This is a genomic window from Erythrobacter sp. HA7-11, from assembly GCF_055693605.1.
In genome coordinates, this window is sequence record NZ_JBVFUF010000002.1 from 447,330 (window position 1) to 470,251 (window position 22,922).

General features: G+C 56.7%; 18 protein-coding genes, 1 tRNA gene and 3 pseudogenes. 12 read left to right on the plus strand and 10 right to left on the minus strand.

What is annotated here, in order from left to right:
- The 4 genes from ACZ1GU_RS02450 to ACZ1GU_RS02465 all read right to left on the minus strand — a co-directional run bounded on the left by ACZ1GU_RS02450 (position 1) and on the right by ACZ1GU_RS02465 (position 8,567).
- On the minus strand, positions 1 to 2,196 hold the full coding sequence (locus tag ACZ1GU_RS02450) for an alginate lyase family protein (RefSeq protein ID WP_472646541.1): 2,196 nt from the start codon (positions 2,194 to 2,196) through the stop codon (positions 1 to 3).
- A complete protein-coding gene (locus ACZ1GU_RS02455) occupies positions 2,193 to 4,466 on the minus strand; it encodes a polysaccharide lyase 6 family protein (protein ID WP_472646542.1) in 2,274 nt (757 codons plus the stop codon). The genes ACZ1GU_RS02450 and ACZ1GU_RS02455 overlap by 4 nt, the downstream gene beginning before the upstream one ends.
- Positions 4,467 to 4,573: 107 nt before the next feature.
- On the minus strand, positions 4,574 to 5,314 hold the full coding sequence (locus tag ACZ1GU_RS02460) for a FadR/GntR family transcriptional regulator (protein ID WP_472646543.1): 741 nt from the start codon (positions 5,312 to 5,314) through the stop codon (positions 4,574 to 4,576).
- Positions 5,315 to 5,441: 127 nt separating this feature from the next.
- Positions 5,442 to 8,567: a TonB-dependent receptor gene (locus tag ACZ1GU_RS02465; RefSeq protein WP_472646544.1), complete on the minus strand. Its 3,126-nt coding sequence runs from the start codon at positions 8,565 to 8,567 to the stop codon at positions 5,442 to 5,444.
- Between the two features lie 417 nt (positions 8,568 to 8,984).
- On the opposite strand from ACZ1GU_RS02465, the gene ACZ1GU_RS02470 reads away from it, so the two are divergent.
- Together ACZ1GU_RS02470 and ACZ1GU_RS02475 are read left to right on the plus strand one after the other, a co-directional pair.
- Positions 8,985 to 9,611 (plus strand): polysaccharide lyase family 7 protein, encoded by a 627-nt coding sequence (locus ACZ1GU_RS02470; RefSeq protein ID WP_472646545.1) that lies wholly within the window; start codon positions 8,985 to 8,987, stop codon positions 9,609 to 9,611.
- Positions 9,587 to 9,970 carry a polysaccharide lyase family 7 protein gene (locus ACZ1GU_RS02475; protein WP_472646546.1) on the plus strand — a complete coding sequence of 128 codons (384 nt, stop codon included), beginning with the start codon at positions 9,587 to 9,589 and terminating at the stop codon, positions 9,968 to 9,970. Before ACZ1GU_RS02470 ends, ACZ1GU_RS02475 begins: the two co-directional genes overlap by 25 nt.
- A gap of 170 nt (positions 9,971 to 10,140) precedes the next feature.
- On the opposite strand, the gene ACZ1GU_RS02480 is transcribed toward ACZ1GU_RS02475, so the two are convergent.
- The 3 genes and pseudogenes from ACZ1GU_RS02480 to ACZ1GU_RS02490 form a co-directional block, all read right to left on the minus strand.
- A tRNA-Leu gene (locus tag ACZ1GU_RS02480) sits at positions 10,141 to 10,227 on the minus strand.
- 115 nt (positions 10,228 to 10,342) lie between these two features.
- On the minus strand, positions 10,343 to 11,260 hold the full coding sequence (locus tag ACZ1GU_RS02485) for a thioredoxin (RefSeq protein ID WP_472648797.1): 918 nt from the start codon (positions 11,258 to 11,260) through the stop codon (positions 10,343 to 10,345).
- Between the two features lie 7 nt (positions 11,261 to 11,267).
- Positions 11,268 to 11,324, minus strand: a pseudogene (locus ACZ1GU_RS02490) (MJ0042-type zinc finger domain-containing protein); the annotation flags it as partial.
- A 154-nt stretch (positions 11,325 to 11,478) separates the two neighbouring features.
- On the opposite strand from ACZ1GU_RS02490, the gene ftsE reads away from it, so the two are divergent.
- Genes ftsE through ACZ1GU_RS02510 form a run of 4 tightly spaced genes read left to right on the plus strand, consistent with a single transcriptional unit; the run spans position 11,479 to position 14,411 of the window.
- Positions 11,479 to 12,225, plus strand: coding sequence for a cell division ATP-binding protein FtsE (gene ftsE / locus ACZ1GU_RS02495; protein ID WP_472646547.1), 747 nt, complete (start codon positions 11,479 to 11,481; stop codon positions 12,223 to 12,225).
- Positions 12,222 to 13,166 (plus strand): cell division protein FtsX, encoded by a 945-nt coding sequence (locus ACZ1GU_RS02500; protein ID WP_472646548.1) that lies wholly within the window; start codon positions 12,222 to 12,224, stop codon positions 13,164 to 13,166. The genes ftsE and ACZ1GU_RS02500 overlap by 4 nt, the downstream gene beginning before the upstream one ends.
- Positions 13,163 to 13,708, plus strand: coding sequence for a YdcF family protein (locus ACZ1GU_RS02505; protein ID WP_472646549.1), 546 nt, complete (start codon positions 13,163 to 13,165; stop codon positions 13,706 to 13,708). Before ACZ1GU_RS02500 ends, ACZ1GU_RS02505 begins: the two co-directional genes overlap by 4 nt.
- Before the next feature lie 7 nt (positions 13,709 to 13,715).
- The gene (locus ACZ1GU_RS02510) at positions 13,716 to 14,411 is read left to right on the plus strand and encodes a lysophospholipid acyltransferase family protein (RefSeq protein WP_472646550.1); all 696 of its coding nucleotides are present in this window, start codon (positions 13,716 to 13,718) and stop codon (positions 14,409 to 14,411) included.
- 4 nt (positions 14,412 to 14,415) lie between these two features.
- Here ACZ1GU_RS02510 and ACZ1GU_RS02515 read toward each other — a convergent pair.
- Positions 14,416 to 15,322: pseudogene (locus tag ACZ1GU_RS02515) on the minus strand (prephenate/arogenate dehydrogenase family protein).
- Complete coding sequence (gene hisC / locus ACZ1GU_RS02520) at positions 15,319 to 16,431, minus strand: histidinol-phosphate transaminase (protein ID WP_472646551.1); 1,113 nt, start codon at positions 16,429 to 16,431, stop codon at positions 15,319 to 15,321. The pseudogene ACZ1GU_RS02515 and the gene hisC overlap by 4 nt, the downstream one beginning before the upstream one ends.
- Before the next feature lie 94 nt (positions 16,432 to 16,525).
- Here hisC and metX point away from each other — a divergent pair, with 94 nt between their 5' ends.
- Both metX and metW read left to right on the plus strand, forming a co-directional pair.
- The gene (metX, locus tag ACZ1GU_RS02525) at positions 16,526 to 17,623 is read left to right on the plus strand and encodes a homoserine O-acetyltransferase MetX (protein WP_472646552.1); all 1,098 of its coding nucleotides are present in this window, start codon (positions 16,526 to 16,528) and stop codon (positions 17,621 to 17,623) included.
- Positions 17,620 to 18,210: a methionine biosynthesis protein MetW gene (metW, locus tag ACZ1GU_RS02530; RefSeq protein WP_472646553.1), complete on the plus strand. Its 591-nt coding sequence runs from the start codon at positions 17,620 to 17,622 to the stop codon at positions 18,208 to 18,210. Before metX ends, metW begins: the two co-directional genes overlap by 4 nt.
- A 111-nt stretch (positions 18,211 to 18,321) precedes the next feature.
- Here metW and ACZ1GU_RS02535 read toward each other — a convergent pair whose 3' ends face one another.
- Positions 18,322 to 18,711: a VOC family protein gene (locus ACZ1GU_RS02535; protein WP_472646554.1), complete on the minus strand. Its 390-nt coding sequence runs from the start codon at positions 18,709 to 18,711 to the stop codon at positions 18,322 to 18,324.
- Between the two features lie 77 nt (positions 18,712 to 18,788).
- Between ACZ1GU_RS02535 and ACZ1GU_RS02540 the strand changes: the two genes are divergently transcribed.
- The 4 genes and pseudogenes from ACZ1GU_RS02540 (at position 18,789) to ACZ1GU_RS02555 (ending at position 22,903) form a co-directional block, all read left to right on the plus strand.
- Complete coding sequence (locus tag ACZ1GU_RS02540; RefSeq protein WP_472646555.1) at positions 18,789 to 19,172, plus strand: hypothetical protein; 384 nt, start codon at positions 18,789 to 18,791, stop codon at positions 19,170 to 19,172.
- Between the two features lie 82 nt (positions 19,173 to 19,254).
- Positions 19,255 to 19,695 carry a hypothetical protein gene (locus tag ACZ1GU_RS02545; protein ID WP_472646556.1) on the plus strand — a complete coding sequence of 147 codons (441 nt, stop codon included), beginning with the start codon at positions 19,255 to 19,257 and terminating at the stop codon, positions 19,693 to 19,695.
- 76 nt (positions 19,696 to 19,771) lie between these two features.
- Positions 19,772 to 20,445: pseudogene (locus tag ACZ1GU_RS02550) on the plus strand (glutathione S-transferase family protein).
- Between the two features lie 235 nt (positions 20,446 to 20,680).
- Positions 20,681 to 22,903: an SGNH/GDSL hydrolase family protein gene (locus ACZ1GU_RS02555; protein WP_472646557.1), complete on the plus strand. Its 2,223-nt coding sequence runs from the start codon at positions 20,681 to 20,683 to the stop codon at positions 22,901 to 22,903.
- The last annotated feature ends 19 nt before the right edge of the window (positions 22,904 to 22,922 follow it).

Here is a 22,922-nt window from a genome sequence, read left to right on the forward strand (position 1 = left end):
TTATTCTTCTCCTCCCGTGAGAGCGACCACGCTGGCAAACCCTGTCCAGGTGATGCTTTCACCATCAAGCGTCACGTTGTGCGCTTGGTTTGCATCGGGGTTGTGCGACACAGCGATCGCAAAGCGCTGCCCGTTCTTAAGGGTCAGACGCACGATGTCCTTATTGTCGGTATTGATGTGCGATAGGTCCGCGATATGGCTGCTGCTGGCGACGGTCTGCTCTGCCGCTCCGTCATACTTGCCATGCGCCTCTAAAAGGGTTGCAAAATGCGCTGCGCCTTGCCGGTCTGCGCGCAGGATCATCAAAGGCTCGCGGCGCAGATTAAAGTTCGGATCGCTCGCTCCGGTTTCACCCAGGATGACATCGAGCGCACCATTCCCGTCAAACCGGAAGGTGTAGAAGCGCCCATCTAGGATCGCGGTAAGGGCGCCTTTGCCGTCCGCCCCATTGGCAACAGCATCGACCCAGATGTGCTGATATCCATTGTTGTCGCCCAGAACAGGCCGAGCGCCAGTATTCACAGCCGCAGCGAAGTCAATTTCGATGATGTGACCATTATAGTGGAGCGGCAGATCGTACCGGTGCGGTTGCTCAGAGCGGGCGGTTACAAGATCGAGAACAAGCGGGGCCTCGAGACCTTCGATCTCAGGCATCACGAGCGTACGCGTGATCTCGACCCCTGGATATGCGCTATCGATCCGGCTGCTGGACACTTGCAGGCCCTCTTCAGGCGAGAAGTAAAGCTGCTCAGGCCAGCTGTCGCTTGCCCGCCGCACGTCAGCGTCGAAGTGGCTTTTCTCGTCCACGACGAGCGTGTTGTGCGCGATGGACGATTTGGCCCAGGTCGTGTTTTCGGGAAGGTAACGCCCGCCTTCCTTTGCCTCGATATTAAGGAAGCGCGCAGCGCCATAATCGCGCACGATCTCATTTCCATTGTCGTAGAGCTGCCACGCGAGCTTGTCGAAATGCCCGTGCCCCATGCCTTGCGATGAGTTCTTCGCCACGAGCACAGTCGATTGCTCGCCAAAGGTGTTGGTCGCGCCCTGCCGCAGGATAGCAACTGCCCCCTGATCACCATCTGGCCCATCACTGAGCAAGACTGACCGGAACGGGAAGCCAGTGGCCTTCCCGTCGGCCAAATCGGTCGCAACCAGTAATCCGTTCGCGTCGAGAACAGTCCGCCCTTGGAATTCGGCAACGGAAAGAAGCGAAGGATCGCGGGTTTGCGCATAGGCGATGGCGACGCCTTCATAGAGCTCGGACGTGCGCAGCGTCTTGTCGCGAATGGCATCGTTGAACGGGAAGAAGTAGCCTCTGTAAGACAGTTGAACCGTCGTGCGCAGCGCCTTCAGCAAAATTCCGTCGCGAAACTCAAAGATCCGCCGATCCGGATCGTTCTGCTCTATCGCTTTGGCGAAGACCAAAAACGGTAAGAGAGCGAACCGCTGATAATAGGGCCCTTCGGTGTAGTAGCCGTCAGGTGAAAACAGCAGTTCCGCCTGCCTCAGAAAACCGGCCTTTCCGCTCTTGTCGGAACCCTTCAAGGCACGCTCGACCATGTCGGCGTCGCCGAGCAGATAGCCGGTCATCCCGACGCCTGCGGTCGCCCACGTCGCATGGTTGTGAATGCGGTCGAATGTCGGTTGGGAATCGACCGAAAGGAATTTGGCTGCCGGGCGGAAGACATTGTTATCGATCCGCTGAGTATCTTCGGCTGACAAGGTGTCGCGAATATCGGCATATCCCTGCACCGAGTGGACAAGCCACATGGCGTCATTCAGGACTTGCCAAAACAGCCGTCCGACGTTCTGGTTCGCCTTGGCTGGATGATCGCCAAGGGTCGGATAAAGCTCCGCATAGGCGAGCAGCACGTCGCGCACGAAATCGCGATATCGCGTGTCACCGGTTACCCTAAAAAGTTGCCCACCAAGGTGGATTGCGCGGAAATTGCGCTTGTGCTGTTCGTGCGTGTAGCCGCCACCTGGGTCTTTCGGCACCGGAACGACCACTCCATCGGCCATCATGCCGTCGACGAAGCTTTTGGCATGCTGTAGCTCGGCGGCATAGAGAGGCGGAAACTGCGTCTCGCCGATCGTAACAGGCGCCGTTTCAACGCTTTGGGATGCAGATGCTTCGGCAGTCAGCGGAGAGACGCCTGCCGCAAGACCAATCGCGAGAGCCTGTAAACGGTTCATTCTTTATCATCCGAAGCGAAAGTATTGCCGGAAATGTTCGCGCGATGCTCACCATCGTAATTCAGCTCTTTCAGCAACAAAGTGGGTGTACCGGCAAAACTGTTTGCTGTGATTGCAGTGTCCGGCGTGCCCACTGTGTGAACCACACGGAACGACGCGGAATCGGAAACTGCGTTTCGATCGAGTCGCGCCTTCTGGACCCCGTGCAAGTTTACCGAGGCATTTGTGCCGTTTGTGGAAGCGAGCCCAACATTCGCAAGCGAATTGCCTGTGAAGGTGACAATTGGCCCAAATGTGCTCTCGTCGCGGCCACCGCGATAAATGTTCAGGATAGGACCGCCGACATTTGCAAATTCGTTGTCGAGGACATCGAGATATTCGACATTGTACTGGCCGAAATCTTCGGTCTCGGCAGCGGCCGAGACAACGGCGCCCGTGATGTCCTCGAACCGGCTGTTTCGAATGACCACCCGGTCCGCCAGAGTGCTCTTGCCGAGCGTCAGGACATTGAACGACCTGTTCACGACCAGCCCGCGAATGGTGACCGAATCCATCTCAACAATCATGTTCGACTTGATCGGAAAAGTGGTCGTACGGATAGCCGAGTTGCCGACTGAGTCTGGCGCCAGAGCGCCGTCAATGACGAGATTGGCCAATTGAAGATGGCCACCCTCTTCGAGGACGATCAGCGAAGGTCTTGTGAATTTGATGACGGGCTTGCTGGCAGTCTCGTTCTCGGCCCCCTTTATCGTCAGAGCCTTGTCGAGCGGAATGGCGCGGTTGGCGACATATTCTCCGGCCTCGAGCAAAAGCACGTCGCCGCTCCGTGCAGAAAGAACGGCATCGACCAGAGTATCCTCACCTGGTTCCACTTTGGTCACAGAGCCAGATGAGCCAAATGCGCTTTCATCACTCGGTTTGGCATACCAGTCGACACCAACCTGATCGAGCGAGACAGGATCAAGATCGCGTGGTGCACCGACCATCGATAGCGCGGTGTCGGTTGGATAGAGCAGGCCATTCTCGGCACGCTCGAAAACTAAAGTGGCCGAGGTCAGCTTGCCTGCGAGACCGGGCTCGATAGTCCCTAGCCCTGCCACATTGCCTGCAAATTGAATGCCGGAAATATCGTCATAGGCCTCCAAAAAGGACTCGCCTTCGAGACCGCTGAGCAGATTGCTAGTAAAAGTGGAATTGCTTGGAGCTGCCGATCGCTCTTCGTCCGCACCCACGTTGAAAGCAACGCGCAAACTGTCAACGATGGTGTTGTTTTCGATTGTTGCGCCTTCAACCTCGACATAGCGATTGACGGGGGAATTCGGCACGCCGTTCATCACCGCCAAAGCGCTGGAGAAGTCAAATCCGCGCAATCCTTCCATGTAGTTGCCACGCACCGTTTGGCCGCGGTTGATTACACGAATGCCGCCCGTGAAATCCTTTCCGCCGCCGAGAAAGACATTGCGCTCGACAAGATTGTCATCGCCATGCCGAAGTGTCAGCGTGCCGCGCGAGCGCAGGAAAACATTCCCGCGAAAGACATTACCTCCGGATTTCGAAGATATGATTTCGACTTCGCCATCCGTGCGGTCAAAAATGTTGTTTTCGACGATCGTCTCAGACCGAAACATCGAATAGCGGCTTGTACCGATTCTGAGAGTTTCGCCGCCGTTAGAACCAAGTACCGGTCGCGGTCCGAAGTAGTTGTGATCAATCCGGTGCCCGTTTTGTCTGCTTTCCTCGCTATCGAGGCGAACAGCAAGCGTGACACCCTTATTGGTTTTGCCGACCAAATGGTTGTGATCAAACCGATTGTTTTTTCCATAGATGCCAACCCAGTAATCGCTTTCGTAGCGGTCGGGTTTGCTGAAATTATCGATCACAATCTGAGTGACGCGGGAATTCTTCGCGACGTCCTGCTTTGATCGGCGAAAAGAAATCACTTCGCCGCGCGGGCTAAAGCCGTCTTTGAACACCAGGCCGCTGACAATGATGTGCTCGCCGCCGATGCGGAGGCTGGATTGCCCTGTGAGCAAGACCTTCCCGGGATCCTGCGATGTCACAGTGATAGGGCTGTTCGCCCGGCCCATGCCAGTGATCACCAGCTCAAAATCGCGCCATTCGCCATTCGCAAGGACGATTGTGTCCCCTGCTTCAACATCTTCAGCCGCTGTTTGGTATTCGGATTGATTTGAAACCAGAATGCGTTCTGCGAGCGCAGGAGAGGCGCTGAGAATTGCACCGAGTAAAATCAGGCAGCGGCTCGCCAGCATTTCCACAATCCCCTCATCCCGTCTGAGTGTACCAAACTATAAGGGCGCACGCAGCCTGTCAATCAATCTGGCATATTATTATGTCAGTTTTGGTATGGCTTAATTGTCTAACCAATTTTGGCAGAAGCGGTGAAGCGCTTGCGGCTTTGAGACACTTTTTCCTGCACTTCCTCAAGGGCCATACGCTCCGTAGCATCAAGCATCGCTTCGATAAGGCGCTGGAAATGTTCGCGCATAGCGCTTCGAGCGGCTGCCGGATCACGATTTCGCAGCGCAAAGAAGATCGCTTCGTGTTCCGCCGTTCGCGACGCTGCATCGTGAACACAGACAGCCTCGTAGGTCGACTTCACCTCGGGTAATTCTTGGCGCATCCGCCACAGCGTCGTGACCGTATGGATCATCGCTGCATTGTTCGACGCCTCTGCTATCGTACGGTGGAACAGCTCGTCAGCTTCATTCGCCAGCTCTTCATCACCAGTGCGCATGTGCTCAACCAATTCTTCGAGCTTAGCGATACCTTCATCGGTGATGTTGTGCGCGGCGAGAGCTGCCGCCTCCGACTCCACCAAAAGGCGCGCCTCGGTCACTTCAAAGGCACTGGCGTTTGGCAATGCGCCAAGTGCCTCAGGCTGCTTCTCGCTCACATAAACACCGGATCCGGTCTTAATCTCAAGGCAGCCGATTGCCTGGAGCGCAATCTCAGCCTCTCGAATGGTGACCCGACTTACTCCAAGGCGTTCCGCCAATTCGCGCTCTCCAGGCAAACGGGTTCCAGGAGGGAAAGCACCTTCGTTGATCAGATCCTTGATCTGTTCCGCTACAGACTGGAAAAGTCGCTTACCGTTCATTCCTTACCTCTGCTGCCATGACCGATCTACCAATTCGCTAGCCACCCACATAATTGCGGCGCGTTATACAGTCAAAGCGGATGGCTGCTCTCGCGATCCCCCGAAGGCGAGAGCAGCCAAACTCAACTCAGAACTTGACGCGAGCCCCCACGAAGTAGCGCGGGCCATAGACCTGGATTGCACCAAAATCGTCTGGAGCGCCGCGGAAGTTGGTCCGCGGCTCATTAAACAAGTTGATGCCTTCCGCCGTGATGCGCACATTTTCGTTCAATTGGAACGAAACGCGGGCCTCAAAAACGTTTACGTCGTCGACATATCGAATACGCCCAGGCGTCGAAACGAACTGTTGGAAGTAGTTGCTGCGATATTTGTAAACGCCCTGGAAATCGAACGGGCCGATTTCGTAATAGGCCTGAGCCGAAAGCACGTGCTCTGAAAAACCAAACAGGTTTGACGGAACAATCAGACCGTTGCTGGTTGATGTGGTGCCATCATCGTTGACCGTGGTAATTGCGCCAAGCGTGTCATCTTCGAACTCGAAGTCCGAGTCTGCGTAGTTATAGCTGAGCTTGAATCCCAACCCATCGAGTGGCGCCGGCAAATAGCTGAAGCGGTGGGCTGCAGTGATTTCAAACCCGACAATCTTGCTTGAGTCTTCATTGGTCTGCACCTGGTTCACAAGCAGGTCGACCGATTGACCACCGATTATGAATTCTTCCAGCTGTCCAACTGTCTCAAAGCCGCCGCTGAAGCTTTTGTAGTATGCGTTGACGGCAAGAATAGTGTCGTCATTGGGGTACCATTCGAGCCCAGCATCAACATTCCAAGACAAGAGCGGTTCGGTCGCCGGATTGCCAGTGGCCGTAACCTGGTCGATGCCTCCTGAAAGAGCCTCAATCGGGGTTGCAAACTCATCGTTGTTAGTGCTGAAAAATCTGCCGTTGCCTAGGCTCGACGGATCAGGCCGCGAAAGCGCGCGATACACTGCCAGGCGTCCTTGAATGTCGTCCGTGAATTCGGCGACAAGGTTCACGCTCGGAAGGAACTCAGTATACGAGCTTTCGAACACGTTCGAAACCAGCGTCGAATTGTCCTGCACTAGAACAAATTCACCGGTGTCGGCGGGGTCAAGGGGGTCACCCGGTGTAAACTCTACATCGAGCGCCGCCCGGAAACCGCGCGAGATAACAGCGGTATCGACGACGCGTACGCCTAGATTGCCACGTATCGGAAGCGCACCAAGATTGCCCTCAAAGTCCGCCTGAACATAACCGGCCCAAGAGCGTTCGGTCACATCAGTGTTCTGGATCGAATCAAATTCTCCGGTCGGAAAGATGATGTTTCCGTCTGCATCGAATTCAAGGCCTGACGGATCCTCGCGCTCCAAAACGCGTGCGATACACAAGGCATCAAATGTCGCGAATGTATTGGAGGTCCCTACAACAGCACCGCTCGAGTCCACGCGAGTGAAGAGCGGATTGCCGCCCGAAATGGACGACAGGAAGCCCGACGTGGGGAAATTGGTCCGGCATTCCTGGTTCGCCTGAGCCAAGGCGCCTGTCGTTGATGTATCGTTGTAGGTGTTCTGAAACCGGCTCGTGCCGTTTTGCGCACCCGGAACGTCACGGTATCGCAACTGCTGATAACGCGTACCGACTTGGAAGAGCTTGAAAAACCCGTCAGCTTCGTAGGCGAGATCGCCGCGCATAGCCCAGATGCTATTGAAACGGTCTTGCTCTAGATCGGCACGCAAGCGCGGATCATTCGCGAACAAAGTGTAGTCGTTCACGTCGAAATCCTGCACCACAAAATTCAGACCCTGGGAGCCATTCTGTCTGATCTGGATAACGTTTTCGACCCGGTCATCCTGAGTGCTACCGTCATTCTCGACGCTCGGTGTGAAGGCACCGGTGTTGCCGAAAATGTCTTCATCATCCTCGGTGCGAAAGCGGATCTGCACTGCTTCTTCGACGCGCTGGGTCTGCGAATAAGACGCATCAAGCGAAAGCGACAAGCGATCGCTCAGATTGACATCAAGCGATAGCCCGCCGCCGTAGTATTCTTCGTCGCGCTCGAGATACTCGCTCGTTGCCTCGATCCGCTGTTCACTGGTGAATTGGCGAAGCGCGCCTGTTTCGGTGAAGATAAGATCAAACCCTGGGATCGAGTTGGCTGCGCCCTGTTCGTCAATCCGGCGGCCTTCGACAAATCCGAGGTCAGACCGCTGCTCGCGGAAGAGGCGCTTCGAATATTGGAAATCCGCGTTGATATCGACATCCGGCGAAGGTTTGAACTGCACTGCAGCAAAGACTGCGTCGCGCGTGTCGTCAGTGATATTCGAACGAAGGCTATAGCTATTGCGCGCAATTACGAAGGGCAAATTCACGCTGCCGTCACGCAAGCCAGCTATTGTGCTTCCGCTCGTGTCGCAGTTGCCATCGTCGAAAACGCCATCGCTGGTCGTACTCGGATCGACGACGCACGCCCGAATGGTGTTCGAGACGTTCGCCTCCTGCTCCGGGTTGGTTGTGCTGTTCCGCTGATACCCGATTGAAATACCGAGTTCGCCATCACCGACATTGAACTGATCAATATAGCTGATCGTGCCGCGATAACCGATGTCCTGGAAGCGCTGATCATCATCAATATCGAGATTGTCAGGGTTGATTGCCGCTTTTAACTCACCCTGGATGCGTCTCTTGCCGTAATCGATTGGGCGCACGGTCTCGAGTACGATCTGACCAGCTACGCCGCCCTCGACGTAACTGGCGGCCTGTGTCTTGTAGATGCCCACCTTCTGGAAGAGTTCTGAAGGAAACTGGCTGAAGTTGACCGAACGGTCGCCACTGCCATTGGTTGCGACCCGACCGTTAATGACAGTCGAGCTAAGAAATGGACCAAGGCCGCGAATCGAGATTTCGGTCGCACCACCTTGCTCGCGGTGGGAGCCGGCGCCGGTTAGCGTTTCCAGAGCCTCACCAATCGAGAGCGCTGGAATATCTCCGACCTCGTCAGCGGTAAGTGCATCAAACACTTCGGTAGACTGACGCTTTTCCTCAATCGAATTCTGAATAACGCCGCGGAAGCCGGTGACGACGATCTCGTTACCCTGTTCGTCTTGCGCAACGGTTGTTTCTTCTTCCTCAGCATCCTGCGCAGCTGCTGGCGTCGCGATGCAGGCCACGCCTGCGAGTAATGTGGCCATCTTTGAAATGCGTGCGAGTGAATTCCCACGCGAAGCGATCGAAGTCATAGTTCCCTCCCTCGAGTTCTGTTTTGCCCGAACTTGTTCGGCAAGCGTCGGTTTGTCAACCAATATAGCATGCCAATCAGGGATTCATAATTATACCAAATGCTCATACAACTTAGGATTGGACGCAAAACCTCTCAGACAGCGCTCTGAGCTGGAGGAAGGGGCGGATTTGGAGTATTGATTATTCGGTATACATATTGGTATGATAGAAATTGGGCGGCAAATGTTTGATTTGGCCCGCACAATGCACTGTCTCTGCCCGCCGGGCCGGCGTTCAGGCTGCATTGTAGGTTCAGACCACAAAGCGTGCATGATTTGCGAAGGAGGCACTAGAGAATGGGAAGAGCGCAGGTTTGGAAGCGCAATGGAGCGATAGGGCTCGTCACGATTCTTGCCGCCGCCACGACGACCATCTCGGTGGTTGCGAAGGAAAATGCTGTCCTTCCCTCGAGCGAGTTCGATTTGAGCCATTGGAAGATTACGCTTCCGACCGACCGAAACAGTGACAAGAAGCCTGACGAGGTCTCTGTCCGGGAGCTTCAAAAGTTTTCCGACCCCGACTTTTTCTATCTCGATGAAGAGGGGCGTCTGGTTTTTGCAGCACCGAACGCAGCCCCGACTACGGCCAATTCGACCAATACGCGAAGCGAACTGCGCCAGATGCTGAGAGGCACGAACAGGGAAATTGGCACACACGATCCTGGTAACAACTTTGCTGTCGAGGCGCGCAAAGGCTCGGATCAATTCGGTTCAGTAGGCGGGAGGCTGGAGGCTACCCTGCGGGTTGACCACGTATCACTTAATGCCGGCGACCCGACAAAGCGCCCAGCCTATTCAGCGGTCGTTGGTCAAATCCACGCGACGAAATATGACAACACCAGTAGCGGTTTTGGCTACGGAAACGAACCGATCAAAATTTATTATAAAAAGTTTCCTGACCACCAATCCGGATCAGTTTTTGGACTTATGAGCGCAATCTGGCGAAAGACGATCCCAATCGGACCGACCTGGCCGTCCCTGTGTTTGGCTACGATTGGGAGATGACTGATGATCCTGGTGAAGCAGGAATAAAGCTTGGCGAAGATTTCAGCTATTCGATCAACGTTCATCGCAATACGATGTACCTCACCTTCCACAACGAACGTCTCGGAACGGTTCGGCAATCACGTAGTCTAGTTCGAGGTGCTGATGCTAAGGATAATCCGCTTTCTTACGGCGGGGACACACTCTACTTCAAGGCAGGCATTTACAACCAATGCAGCACCCGAACGGGCAAATCAGATTGGTACGCAGGCTGTCCTGGAACGGGGCATTGGGAAACTGACAAAGCAAACGGCAATTACGCGAAGGCCAGTTTTTCAAGACTCGTTGTTGGCCCGTCAATCGATCCAAGCACAGAATAGTCAATCGACGCATGAGCCAAATCGCAGTCGATCAAGAGAAAAAGTAAAAGGGGCGAGCAAGCCAAGGATAAAGCGCTCTGTTTGCAACAGGAATGACGCTGGGCGCCGCGCGCGCTTCGTGGACGCAAGGCACGCCAAGGCGCGCTTTTTCCGGCTTGTTGGAAACTGTTTGGTGCGGTCGAGAAGACTCGAACTTCCACGGGCGTTAGCCCACAACGACCTCAACGTTGCGCGTCTACCAGTTCCGCCACGACCGCACACAGTCTGCAAGACAAGCGCTGCTCGTCTTCGGTAGGAGCGCGCCACTAGCAAGGGGTGTTGGACACCGCAAGCACTTTACAGTGTCTGGCAGTCACGAATTTTTCGGCGAGCTCAGTTCGGCGACCAGCCTATCTCTGCAAACCGCGCCGAACGGGGGATATCGGTCTTCGCCTCGGTGATATTCATGCTTTCGCCCGGGGCGAGAGTCGATTGCGGAGGAGTCACGATCCAGTCGAACACGATCCGCTCACGCTCGTCTTTCAGAACAATGCGTAGTGGAGGGACGGTCGCGGTCTCTCGTCCCTGATTCGTGACGGTGCCCCGCGCCCTGAAAATCTCGGTCCCGCTAGGCAGAGTTTCGGTACGTTGCTGATCTTCAGGAAAATCAAGCACGAGGTCCGACTGGCCGATCCCGAACACAGGTTGGCTGAACGGCGCCCAAGCCGGCAGGCGCACAAGGTTGAAGTTGATTGCGGCGATGGTTCCGACAGCGAGCAGGGCAAAAATAGCTGCTGCCGCCGTCCACATTTTTAGCGGGTTGCGGCGACCTGTGAACGGTGGACGATAACCGAAGCGCGACGTTTTGTCTTCATCATAGCTATCATCATAGTCATCATCGTAGTCGTCAGCATGGTCTTCGACATATGGTCCGGAGTCGTCTTCCTGACTGTCATCATGCTGGTTTTCATCGAAGCCGGTGACCGGGCCGGTGTCGGCATCTTCCGCAGGCTGGCTTGCGGTACCTCCGCTGACCGGCTCCTGCTCTTGTTCGGAAACAGCGGCACGAACCCGACGCTTTGGATTGATCTCCGGTTCGCCAGCGGTTGATCGAGGGTCCGTCGGTCTCTTCTTGCACCTTTGCGGCGGGTGAAGGCGTTGGCTCAGGCTCAGGCGACGGCGCTGCTCGTGGCGCTTCCGTAGCCTTCCCTGGGTCACCCTTCGCCGATGGCTCATCGCGCGGCGGCAGATCGAACTCTGGTTCCTGAAACCAGCTATGCTTGCATTTCGCGCAGCGAACCGTGCGGCCATTATCGCCAATGGCATTCTCCGGCACGACATAGCGCGTGTTGCAGGCGGGGCAGGCGATGATCATCGTTAATCAGGCATTACGCGCCCGCATCCTATGCACAAGTGTGACACGCTGCAAACGGCCCGATTGTTGGCTTTTTTCCACATTGGAGAGCTTGTCTGCGCCTTAGCGCACTCTTGGGCTTTTCCCTCTTGCATGCTTGGGATAGGGCCGCGCCATGACCGAACGGGTGGGTGACATCGTTAATTTCGACAATGTCGGGCTGCGCTATGGCACCGAGCCTGAGGTGCTGAGCGACCTCAGCTTCACCCTTTTTCCCGGAAGCTTCTACTTCCTCACCGGCGCAAGCGGCGCAGGAAAAACGAGCCTGTTAAAGCTGCTCTATCTCGCGCAGCGGCCATCTCGCGGTGCGATCCGCATGTTTGGAAAGGACATGATCACTCTCCCGCGTGAGGATCTGCCCAATTATCGGCGCCGTTTGGGCGTCGTCTTTCAGGACTTCCGATTGGTGAAGCACCTTACCGCGTTCGACAATGTTGCGCTTCCACTGCGGCTTGCGGGCGTAAAAGAGGCAAATTTGCATAAGCCGGTTGCTGACATGCTTGAGTGGGTCGGCTTGAGCGAACGTGCCGAAGCACGTCCCGCCACAATGTCGGGTGGTGAACAGCAGCGTGTTGCGATTGCCCGCGCGGTTATCGGACGGCCAGACATGCTGATCGCGGATGAGCCGACGGGCAATGTTGACCCTGAAATGGCGCTTAAATTGCTGCGCCTGTTCGAAGCGCTCAACCGCCTGGGCACGACGGTTGTCGTCGCGACCCACGATGTGCATTTGCTCAAGAAAGTCCCGGATTCGTTAATAATGCGCCTCAACAAAGGGCACTTACATGACCCGACCGGCGCGCTGAAATTCCCGCCGAGACCGTCAGGTTCTCAGGCGAGCGGTAGGGGCGCTTCATCATGAGCAAGCCGCCGCTGACAAAACGCCTAGCTGAACGCGAATCTGGAAGTGCGCCGGGTCACTTGCAGGGGCAGATCGCGACCGCACTTGTCCCACAAACGCGCTTTTCTGGGCCAATACCCTGGGTCATCGCAATCATGATCGCGCTGGTCGTGATTGCGGCTGCGGGAGGTCTTGCGCTCAGCAATATGGCCGAAAATGCGCGTGCTGATTTGTCGGGGGCGGTGACCGTTCAGATTGTAGAAGCCGATCCCGAAGCGCGCGCTCAAAAGGCGCAGGACGCTGCCGAAGTTCTCGCCAATCACAGCCTTGTGTCCTCTCTGCGCGTCGTGCCTGACGAAGAGCTGGGTGCGATGCTGGAGCCTTGGTTGGGGACAGGTGCGGGCAGTGAAGACTTGCCGATTCCTGCGTTGATCGACGTGCAGTTGAAGGGCGCAAGCGGTGAGGCTGAATTGTCCCAATTGCAGGCTGATCTTGATGCGGCGGTCTCCGGGAGCCGCGTCGACGCACAATCAGAGTGGCTCCAACCGGTTTACACGGCGCTGACCTCGCTCCAATTTCTTGCGATCGCGCTAATTGTTTTGCTCGGTTTCGCTTGCGCTGCAGCGGTCTGGCTCGCCTCGCGCAGTGCCTTTGCGAACCACCGCGATACTGTTGAGATCATTCATCTGCTTGGAGGCACGGACGCCCAAGTCACGCGCATCTTCCAGCGGTCGGTAGTTCGCGATGCGGCTTTCGGTGGAATCGTTGGATTGGTGATTGGTGTTGCGGTCGTTTGGGTCATCGGCAGCCAGTTTGCAGCGCTCGACAGCGGCATGGTGTCGGGCGGTGGGCTCGCCTTGAGCGACTGGGCGATTATCGCGCTTATTCCGTTGGTTTGCGTCGGCTTGGCGCTCTTTACCGACCGTATCACAATCCTCTCTGCATTGCGGAAAATGCTATGATCCGGCGTTTCCTTGCGGGTTTGGTGCTCTTGTGGGCGGTCGGGTTCCTAGCTTTCTCAGTGGCCTTGCCGCAGCCACTTTCCCTCCAGGGAGAGGGTATTAGCACAACCGATGCTGTCATTGTGCCTACCGGCGGTCCGGGCAGGATTGCGCGAGGATTGGCAGTGCTTGATGCAGGGGCGTCGCGCCAGATGCTGGTTTCAGGTGTCGACCGAGAGGTAAAGCCTGCCGAATTCGCTGCTCAATTCGAGGTGCCAGAACAGCAAATGGAATGCTGCATTGAGCTTGGCTTTGCGGCTGTTGATACCCGCAGCAACGCTGCTGAAATCGCGCAATGGGTCGAGGACAACGAGATCACATCGATCAGGCTGGTAACGACCGATTGGCACATGCGACGCGTTGCAGGTGAACTGGACCGTAAACTTCCCGATGATGTGACGGTTGTACGGGATGCCGTTCCCTCAGAGCCGAGCCTGTCGAGCCTGTTTCTGGAGTATCACAAGCTTATCGCTAGCTGGATCGCTGGCTTGATCGGGTATTGAGCGGGCAATGTTTGCAACGCTCCTCAGTTCGCTCAGAAGCCTGATCTTCTACCCCATTTTCTACATGGTCAGCGCGTGTCTGGTGATCTGTTCGGTCATATCGCTCGCGATCGGGCGCCAAGCGCTACGCAGCGTAGTTGGCTGGTGGACCGACTGGCATCGCTGGTGCTTGCGCGTGATCATCGGCATTCGGGTCGAGCTGGAGGGCGAACTGGCTAGCGAGCCGGTGCTTTATGTGATCAAGCATGAGAGCTTTTTCGAAGCAATCGATACACCCACTTTGCTGCGTTGGCCGGCGGTTTTTACAAAGCGGGAGCTTTTCAGCATTCCCGGCTGGGGGCAGGCGGCCCGCATCTATGGCCTGATCCCGGTCTCGCGCGATGGCGGAGCGGGTGCGCTGCGCCACATGCTGAAAGCGGCCAAGCAAATGATCGAGGATGGTCGCCCGCTGGTGATTTTTCCCGAGGGGACCCGCGTCCCTCATGGTAAATCGCCGCCCATGCGCGCAGGCTTTGCCGGTGTCTACAAATTGCTGAAATTGCCGGTTGTACCCATCGCGGTAGACAGCGGGCCGCTTTATCATGGCTGGATCAAACGTCCGGGAACGATCACTTACAAGGTCGGCGAAAAGATACCGTCGGGCTTGCCACGTGAGGAAGCCGAAAGGCGGGTTCACGCGGCCATCAACGCGCTAAACCCCTAGTCGCTCAGTGATCCTCGCGGTAGAAGTCCGGTACGCTCATCATCCTGACCTTCTTCGATGATCTTGCGGCGAATCGTGCGCGTGCGGCTGAACAGGTCTTCCAATGTCTCACCATCGCCGGAACGGATAGCGCGCTGAAGGGCAGTGAGGTCCTCGGTAAAGCGGCCCAGCATCTCCAGCACGGCGGACTTATTGTTCAGGAAGACATCGCGCCACATTACAGGATCAGACGCCGCGATCCGGGTGAAGTCGCGAAAGCCACCGGCGGAATATTTGATGACTTCCCCGCGTGTGACCTCTTCAAGATCGCTGGCGGTCCCGACAATCGTGAAGGCGATAAGGTGCGGGATGTGGCTGGTTACAGCCAGCACCAGGTCATGATGTTCGGGATCCATGATCTCGATCCGCGCGCCGAGTTGCTCCCAGAATTCTGATAAGCCTTTAACAGCGGCGGTGTTGGTGCTGTCGCGCGGTGTCAGAATACACCAGCGATTGGTGAAGAGTGTCGCAAAGCCAGCATCGGGTCCGCTTTGCTCGGTGCCAGCAACCGGGTGCGCCGGGATGATTGTGTGACCCGGCAGCGCCGCGGTCAGGTCGGCGAGTACGCTGGCCTTGGACGAGCCAACATCGCTGATGATTGCCCCAGGCTTGAGCTCATTGGAAATCTCGCTAGCGGCATCAGCCATCGCGCCAACGGGGACGCACAGGATGACCAGATCTGCATCGCGGACAGCGTCCGTTGCGCTCTCGCAAACTTTCTGAACCAATCCGCGTTCGCGCGCTTTTTTGCGCACCGATGGATCAGCGTCATAACCGAAGGTCGCAATGTGCGGAGCACGGTCCTGCACCGCCAAACCAATCGAGCCGCCGAGCAGACCAAGACCGATGATCGCGACTGATTGCACGCTCACGCATCTTCTCCGCACAGGGTGCGCAGGGTTGCAATGACGCGGGTCATATCATCGCTCTTGCCGATCGTAATGCGAAGCGCGTTCGGTAACCCTTGGCCTGGCAAATGACGCACGGCGTAACCGGCTTCACCCAAAACCTCTAGCCCGGTCTTGGCGGTAACTTGCCCTTCGAATAGCACGAGGAGGAAGTTCGCCTCGCTCGGAACAGCGGTGAGACCGTGATTGCCGAGGCTTGCAACAGCGTCCGCGAGGCGCGCGCGCTCAGCGGCATTGTGCTCGCGGCTGCGGCGCACAAAGTCCTGATCTCCAATCGCGGCAATCGCAGCAGCTTGTCCGCTGGATGTGACGTTGAAGGGCCCGCGAATTCGGTTGAGCGTGTCGATCAGATGCGGTGCACCGGTTGCCCAGCCAATGCGCTCGCCAGCCAAACCGTAAATCTTCGAGAAGGTCCGCGTGACCAGCACATTGTCGTGCTTTTCGGCGAGTTCCACCCCGCCATCATCTTCACCATCTGCGAGATACTCGCCATAGGCTTGATCGATCACGAGCAGGACGTCGGCAGATAGGCCGGTATGGAGCCGTTCGACCTCTGAGCGCGGAAGATAGGTGCCGGTCGGGTTATTGGGATTGGCCAAGAAGACCACTCGCGTGCGATCCGTCACCGCGCAGAGTAAGGCGTCAACATCGGCGGTGTAGTTAACGTCCGGCGCTTCAACCGGCGTCGCGCCGCAACGCCTCGCGGCAATGTCATAGACAGAAAAACTGAAGCGGCTGAATAGCACTTCATCGCCTTGTCCAGCAAAGCCCTGCGCAGCCAGGTTCAGAAGCTCGTCTGATCCAGTTCCGCATACGATCCGGGCAGGATTAATGCCTTGGAGATTGCCGATCGCAGCGCGTAACTCTTTCGCGTCAGGATCAGGGTAGGACGCCGTCCCGAGCTCGGTATCGAATGCTACTGCGCGGGCGTTCAGCGCCGCTTCGCTCGTGCCCAGCGGGTTTTCGTTCGCGGACAGCTTGACCAATGGACGGCCATCGCCCGAAGTCGCCTTGCCGGGAATGTAGGCGTGGATCGCGTTGATCCAGGGTTTTGGGGTCGGGCGTTGGGCCATAGCGGCGCAGCGCATAACGCATCCGGCCTGGAAATACAGCACAATTGACGCCCCGTTGACACTTGCGGCGCGCTCGCCCAATCCCCGCAGCCCGATGAATAGCTCCGCCGCCTCTCAGGCCTATGAACTTGCGCAGGATTTGCCGCTCGACAGCGGGCGAGCGCTTAGCGACGTGCAAATCGCATATGAGAGCTATGGCGAACTGGCCGCGGACAAGTCGAATGTGATCCTTGTCTGCCATGCGCTGACGGGGGACCAGTATGTTGCCAGCACGCATCCTGTCACAGGCAAGCCGGGTTGGTGGGAAAGAATGGTTGGTCCGGGCAAGCCGATCGACACCGATCGTTTTCATGTCATTTGCGCCAATGTGATCGGCAGCTGCATGGGCTCGACAGGACCGCAGAGCGAGGCGAGTGATGGCAAGCCTTATGGCATGCGCTTTCCGGTCATTACCATCCGCGACATGGTTCGAGGGCTGGTGGCGTTGCTCGATGGGTTGGGAATTGAGCGGCTGCACACTGTGGTCGGCGGGTCGATGGGCGGGATGCAGGCGCTGAGTCTTGCAGCTAATTGGCCGGACCGGGCTGAGCGTGTGCTCGTGATCGCCTCGACAGCGCGGCATTCTGCGCAGAATATCGCCTTTCACGAGGTTGGCCGGCAGGCAATCATGGCTGACCCGGCTTGGAAGGGTGGCGAATATTACGCGAGCGGCACTTCCCCCGATAACGGCTTGGCGGTGGCCCGTATGGCTGCTCACATCACCTATCTTTCAGAGGAAGGGCTGACCGAAAAGTTTGGTCGGCGATTGCAGGATCGGACATCCAAGAGCTTTGGCTTCGATGCCGACTTTCAGGTGGAGAGCTATCTGCGTTATCAGGGCAGCGGCTTTACGCAGCGCTTTGATGCCAATTCCTATCTCTATATCACTCGGGCGATGGATTATTTCGACCTTGCAGAGGAGCATGGCGGCAAACTGGCCGATGCTTTCGCGGGAACGCAATCTCGTTTTTGCCTTGTGAGCTTCGACACGGATTGGCTCTATCGGACAGCGGAGAGCCGCCACATCGTTCATGCGCTCAACGCGGCGGGAGCAAAAGTCAGCTTCGTCGAGCTATCTGCGCCCAATGGCCATGATAGCTTCCTGTTGGAGCACGCGCAGCTTAATCGGGTTGTGAGGGGATTTGTCGAATGACCTTGCGCCCTGACCTTGCAGCGATTGCAGCGCATGTAGAATCGGGCAGCCGTGTTCTTGACATAGGCTGCGGCGACGGCGCGTTGATGGCCGAGTTAGAGTTCAAGTCGGGCGTGGATGCGCGCGGTCTGGAACTCAACGCGGAACTGGTCGAACGCTGTGTCGCGCGCGGTCTTTCTGTTGTGCAGGGCGACGCCGATGGCGACCTTGCCAATTACCCGGACAAAGCGTTCGATTACGCCATTCTGAGCCAGACCTTGCAGACCGCCGCGCGTCCGGACTTGCTGCTCGATGAATTGCTGCGCGTGGGCAAAAAGGCCTTTGTCAGTTTTCCGAACTTTGCCCATTGGCGAACGCGCACGGCATTGATGCTGGGTGGGCGGATGCCGGTCACACGGGCGTTGCCGGTGAGTTGGTATGAAACGCAGAATATCCATCATGTGACAGTGGACGACTTCCGTGAGCTTGCTCGCGTGAAGGGCGCACAGATTGAGCGCAGCTGGTTTTTTGCGCGCGAAAAGGAAATCGGCGCGACAGCAGCTAACTGGCGCGCCGAATTCGCTGTGTTTCAATTGAGGCGTCTCTAGCTGTTTGCCGTAGCCACCCGCTCCCTCCGCCCTTCCACCCGGATTATCACATCGGGTTACGATCCGGGTGGAAGGGCGGAGGGAGCGGGTGGCACGGTCAATCTAATTCAATCAAGGCCGATGGATGCCGCAAACCTTGTGGCCGTCAGGATCCGTGAAATAGCACAGGTTCATCACTCCCATGCTGCCTTCGCGCGGGCCAGGAGGGTCTTCAATTGACGTGCCGCCATTGGCGACAGCGACATCATGCAATTCCTGAACCTGCTCCATCGAATTGCATTTGAAGCCGATAGTGAAGCCGTTGGAGGGAAGCGCTGGCTCGCCATTGATCGGCTCACTGATGGAGAAGGTGTCGCCGTCATGGATGTAGAATAGGCGTGTCTGCCCGGTATCGTTGACATGCGCCATCGGCTCGCCTGCGCCCAGCACGCCGAGCACAGCGTTGTAAAACTTCTTGGAACGCTCAATGTCGTTCGAACCGATCATGATATGGTTCAGCATTTCTAGGGGTATCTCCTCTTCCAGAATGTGCCTGCGTGGTAGCATGGCGTTCAGATTGATTGCTATAGGCAACCGACATGATCTCATTTTCGTTCCTGGCCGCGCTCGCTCTTGCCCAAGGCGCCACTGCTGACACCGTTGCGACTTCTCCGGAGCAAAACGCTGCTGATGTCACATTGAGCAGCCAAAATCGCGCAGTTCTGCGCTGCTCAGCGGCTTTTGCAATGGTGGCGCATGGCCAGGCAAACGGGAACGCCGAGGCAAGGAAGTGGCCAGAGCTTGGGACGAGAGGCCGCGAATTCTTCGTTCGTTCCCTCGCAGGGCTGATGGACGACACTGGCCTAAACCGCGACGGTGTGTCGCAACTTGTCTCCACCGAGGCACAAAGGCTTTGGGATGCCGGGGAAGTGGGCAAAGTCATGCCCGCTTGCCTGCTGATGCTGGAAACTTCGGGCATTTGAGTGTCCAGCGGCCCTTATTCAGCTTCGGGTCATTGAAGGTGAACTAAATCAGCACCAACCCAAAAATCTGAAAGGATCAGCTATGCGTGCTCTCTCCGTTGTTGCCGCTGCGTCACTGGCGCTCGTCTCACCCTCTATCGCATTGGCGCAGGACGCGGAGCCAGAGCCAGCCGAGTCCTCGCTGTCAGAAATGACCGAGAAACTGTCCGATCCGCTGTTTCAAGACCAGGCCGCGACAATGGCAGCGGCCTTGATGGGAGCATTTCTAGAACTCCCAATCGGCCCGATGGTGGAAGCGCTCGATCAGGCGAGTGGCGGCGAAGGTCCGGACATTGATCCCGATGCGCGCATTGTCGATCTCGCGCCTGAGGCCGAAGACTTGCCTGCCGAAGTCTCAGAGCGCTTGCCCGAGGCAATGAGCGCGATGAGCAGCATGGCGCAAGGGTTTGAGGCGATGCTGCCGGCTCTGCGTGAAATGGCCGATCGGATGAAGGCTGCGGTCGAGCAATCCGAGCTGCGCTAGCGCGCGTAAAAATTCACAAACCAACGCTCAATCTGTGTAGACGCAGACGCGCCGGTCAGGCATGGATCGAGACACGATGTTTCGCCTCCACCAATTCCCGCTGTGCCCCTTTAGCCGCAAGATACGGTTGCTCATGGGCGAGAAGAATATCGCCTATGAATTGGTGCGCGAAGACCCTTGGGCAGCATCGGATATGTTCTTCAACCTCAATCCGGTACGGACGAACGCCAGTGTTGGTGAATGAAGAGCGCGAGATTGTCATTTCGGATAGCCGCGCGATCGCGGAATATTTCGAAGAGACTGTCGACACCTCTCCGATGATCAACGGCACGGCAACGGGCCGTGCGGAGATCCGTCGCCTGGTCGCTCTGTTCGACGAGAACTTTTACACTGACGTTACAGCTCCGCTGCTCAATGAGCGTATGAAGAAGCGGATAATCCTGCGCCAGCCACCCGATAGCAAAGTGCTGCGCCAGGCCATGAAGATGGCGCATGGCCACCTCGACTACATGGACTGGCTGATCGACAATCGCCCATGGCTCGCCGGATCGACCATGAGCATGGCTGACCTGGCTGCGGCTCGCGCAAATATCCGTCGCTGACTATCTCGGCGGGATCGATTGGAATGGGCATGAGCAGACACGCGGCTGGTATGCTGTCTTCAAAAGCCGCCCAAGTTTCCGCCCACTCCTCACAGAGCGCATGGACGTGATCAAGCCGCCTGCGCATTATGCGCTGGTCGATGGCTGAGCACGGTCTGCCTTGATTTCGGGCTAAGGCGAAGAAATCGTTATTAACAGCCTTGTCAGTTAACATGTGATTGCGTAGCTCGTTGTTTACGCGACATTTCGTTGCGCATTTGGAGGGAAGCATCGGGCCTCTGCTCAGGCTCGACTGGTCAAGGCGGTGTCTGCTCATTTGTGCATACGAATGCACGCGCATCTTTGCCATCTAGCTTGACCAGCTACTTTGGAGGGAGTGAGCGATGGGAAATAGAGGGCAAAACTACAACCGGATCGTGTCTTCAGGAGCGCTTGCAGTCGCGCTTGCATTAGGGGCTGCGGGTGCAGCCACCGCTCAAGACGATGATAGCTTTGAGCCTACCGGGAACGAAGATCTCTATGTGTTTGGCGATAGTCTGTCGGATGCCGGGAATGTTCTTGGTGTCGCGAGTAGCATCGACAATGGTTTGTCGGTTTTCAACTTGTCGCTCGAGCAAGTGCTTGGATTCGTGGGGGGCGGCGAAGGCAAGAACATTGCACCCAGCAATTACTTCAAAGACCGTTTCAGTAATGGCTACATCTGGACGGACTATATCAACGCCTACATCAAAGGCGGGACACAAAAATCGAACCGCTTGCTTTTCGGCCCGTTCAGCGTTTCGGGAGATGGCTATAACCTGGCCCACGGGGGCGCGATCGTAAATGCGAGCACATTGCTGAATTCTGGCGATGTGACCTTTGGAACAGTAGCTCCAACACTGATCGGTGCGTTGCAACTGGACGACCAGTCCCGGCATTTCCGCAATCACAAGGTGCTCCGCCGCGAGGGATGGTTCAGATGGCGCTGGAGAAATGCGTTCGACGTCCGGTCCGGCGACTTCGCATCGATTTCGATCGGCGGAAATGACTATCGTTCGGGCGTTACCGACGTGAACGGGTTGGTGTTTGGAACGATCAGCGCTCTCAATGACATCAGAGATCGCGGCGTGCGTCAGCTATTTGTGCTTGCGGTCCCTGATATCACGTTGACCCCGCTCATCCGGTCCAGCCTGGCAGAAGGTGAATTGAACGGCCAGGCGTTCGGGCAGATTCAATTCAATGCGCTTTCCGCGCGGATTGGCCGACATAACGATTTGCTGAAAGCGAGCCTCGATAACTTTGCCCAGGATCGCAATGCAGAGGTCTACTTCGTGCGGGCCGACCGTCTGTTTAAGCAAGCCATCGATAACCCCGGAGCGTTCGGATTCCAGAATGTCACCACCGCCTGTTTGACAGACGGCCTAGTGCTCAACGCGTGCCCAAGCACGACGCTGTTTTACGATCCGTTCCATCCAACCCGCAACGCTCACCGAATGCTCGGTGATCTTGCGATTGTGACTATGATCGATGTGAAGCAAGGCAACGTCTCGGCATTTGCCCGCACCAGCGCACTGGGCGAGCAGGCACTGGCGAACAATCAATTGCTGCGCTTGCGCGTATCGCGCTTTCAAAATGCGTCACCATCCACATCCGGTCTTGGCGATGCAAACAGCCTCGCTCTCTCGATTAACGGCCAGCATTCGGGCCTGGGCTATCGCGACACCGGATTGCAGTTTGGCAACGGCCTTTCGCTCTCGGCTTTCAGCTACATTGATGGTCAGATCAATGGACTCCGCGGGCAAAGCTCGGTCGTCGGGTTGGACACCACTCCTGTTGGCGAGACGCTCGATTTCCAGCAGGGTGAATGGATCGCCACGGTCGGCACTGACCTTCAAATTGGCGAGAGCTTTATGGCTGGCGCTCTGATGTCCAAGGCCCGCAAGCGTGATGACCTGTTTGCTACGAGCCGTGACAACGATCTGGAAAACATCTCGATCTATGGCGCGATGCGAAACGGAAATCTCGTCACGTCTCTTGCTTTGCACGAGCAGACTGCGGATCAGCGGACCAGCAGGTTCTCAGGTGCGAGTTTCATCGGAACGGTGGAGTCCAATGCGAAGTCGAAGGCGCGAACCGTAAGGCTCGACAACACGATCGAGCTGCCCGTTGGCGGTTTCGATACGTCAGTTGTGACCAAAATGGCCTATTCACGTCAGCATCACGATGGCTTTGTATCAGGCACAGCCAATGGGCTTATCGAGAACACCATACCCGATCGGTCCTATGACGGGTTCTCGGGCTATGTCGGCGGCGTCGTATCGAAGTCAGCAAAACTCAGTGAGAAGTTGAATGCTGTGTTCTCTGTGGAGGCCGGCGCGGTTGCGACCAGCACATCCGACATCGGTTTTGTCCCGATCATGGATGATACGCTGGGCGTCGATCCGGAGCTTAATCCTGTGGGGTTTGCCGATCCGCTAGCCGGTCTCAGCGATATGGGAATGTATTCCTCTCTGAAAGCGCAACTGCACTCGGGCGAGGCTTTCTCGTTCTCGGCAGAACTCAACACTCTGTCGACATCGCGCGGTGACCAGCAGGTTGCGCGTGTCCAGGCAAGATACGCCTTCTGAAATTGGAGGCGGCATCGGA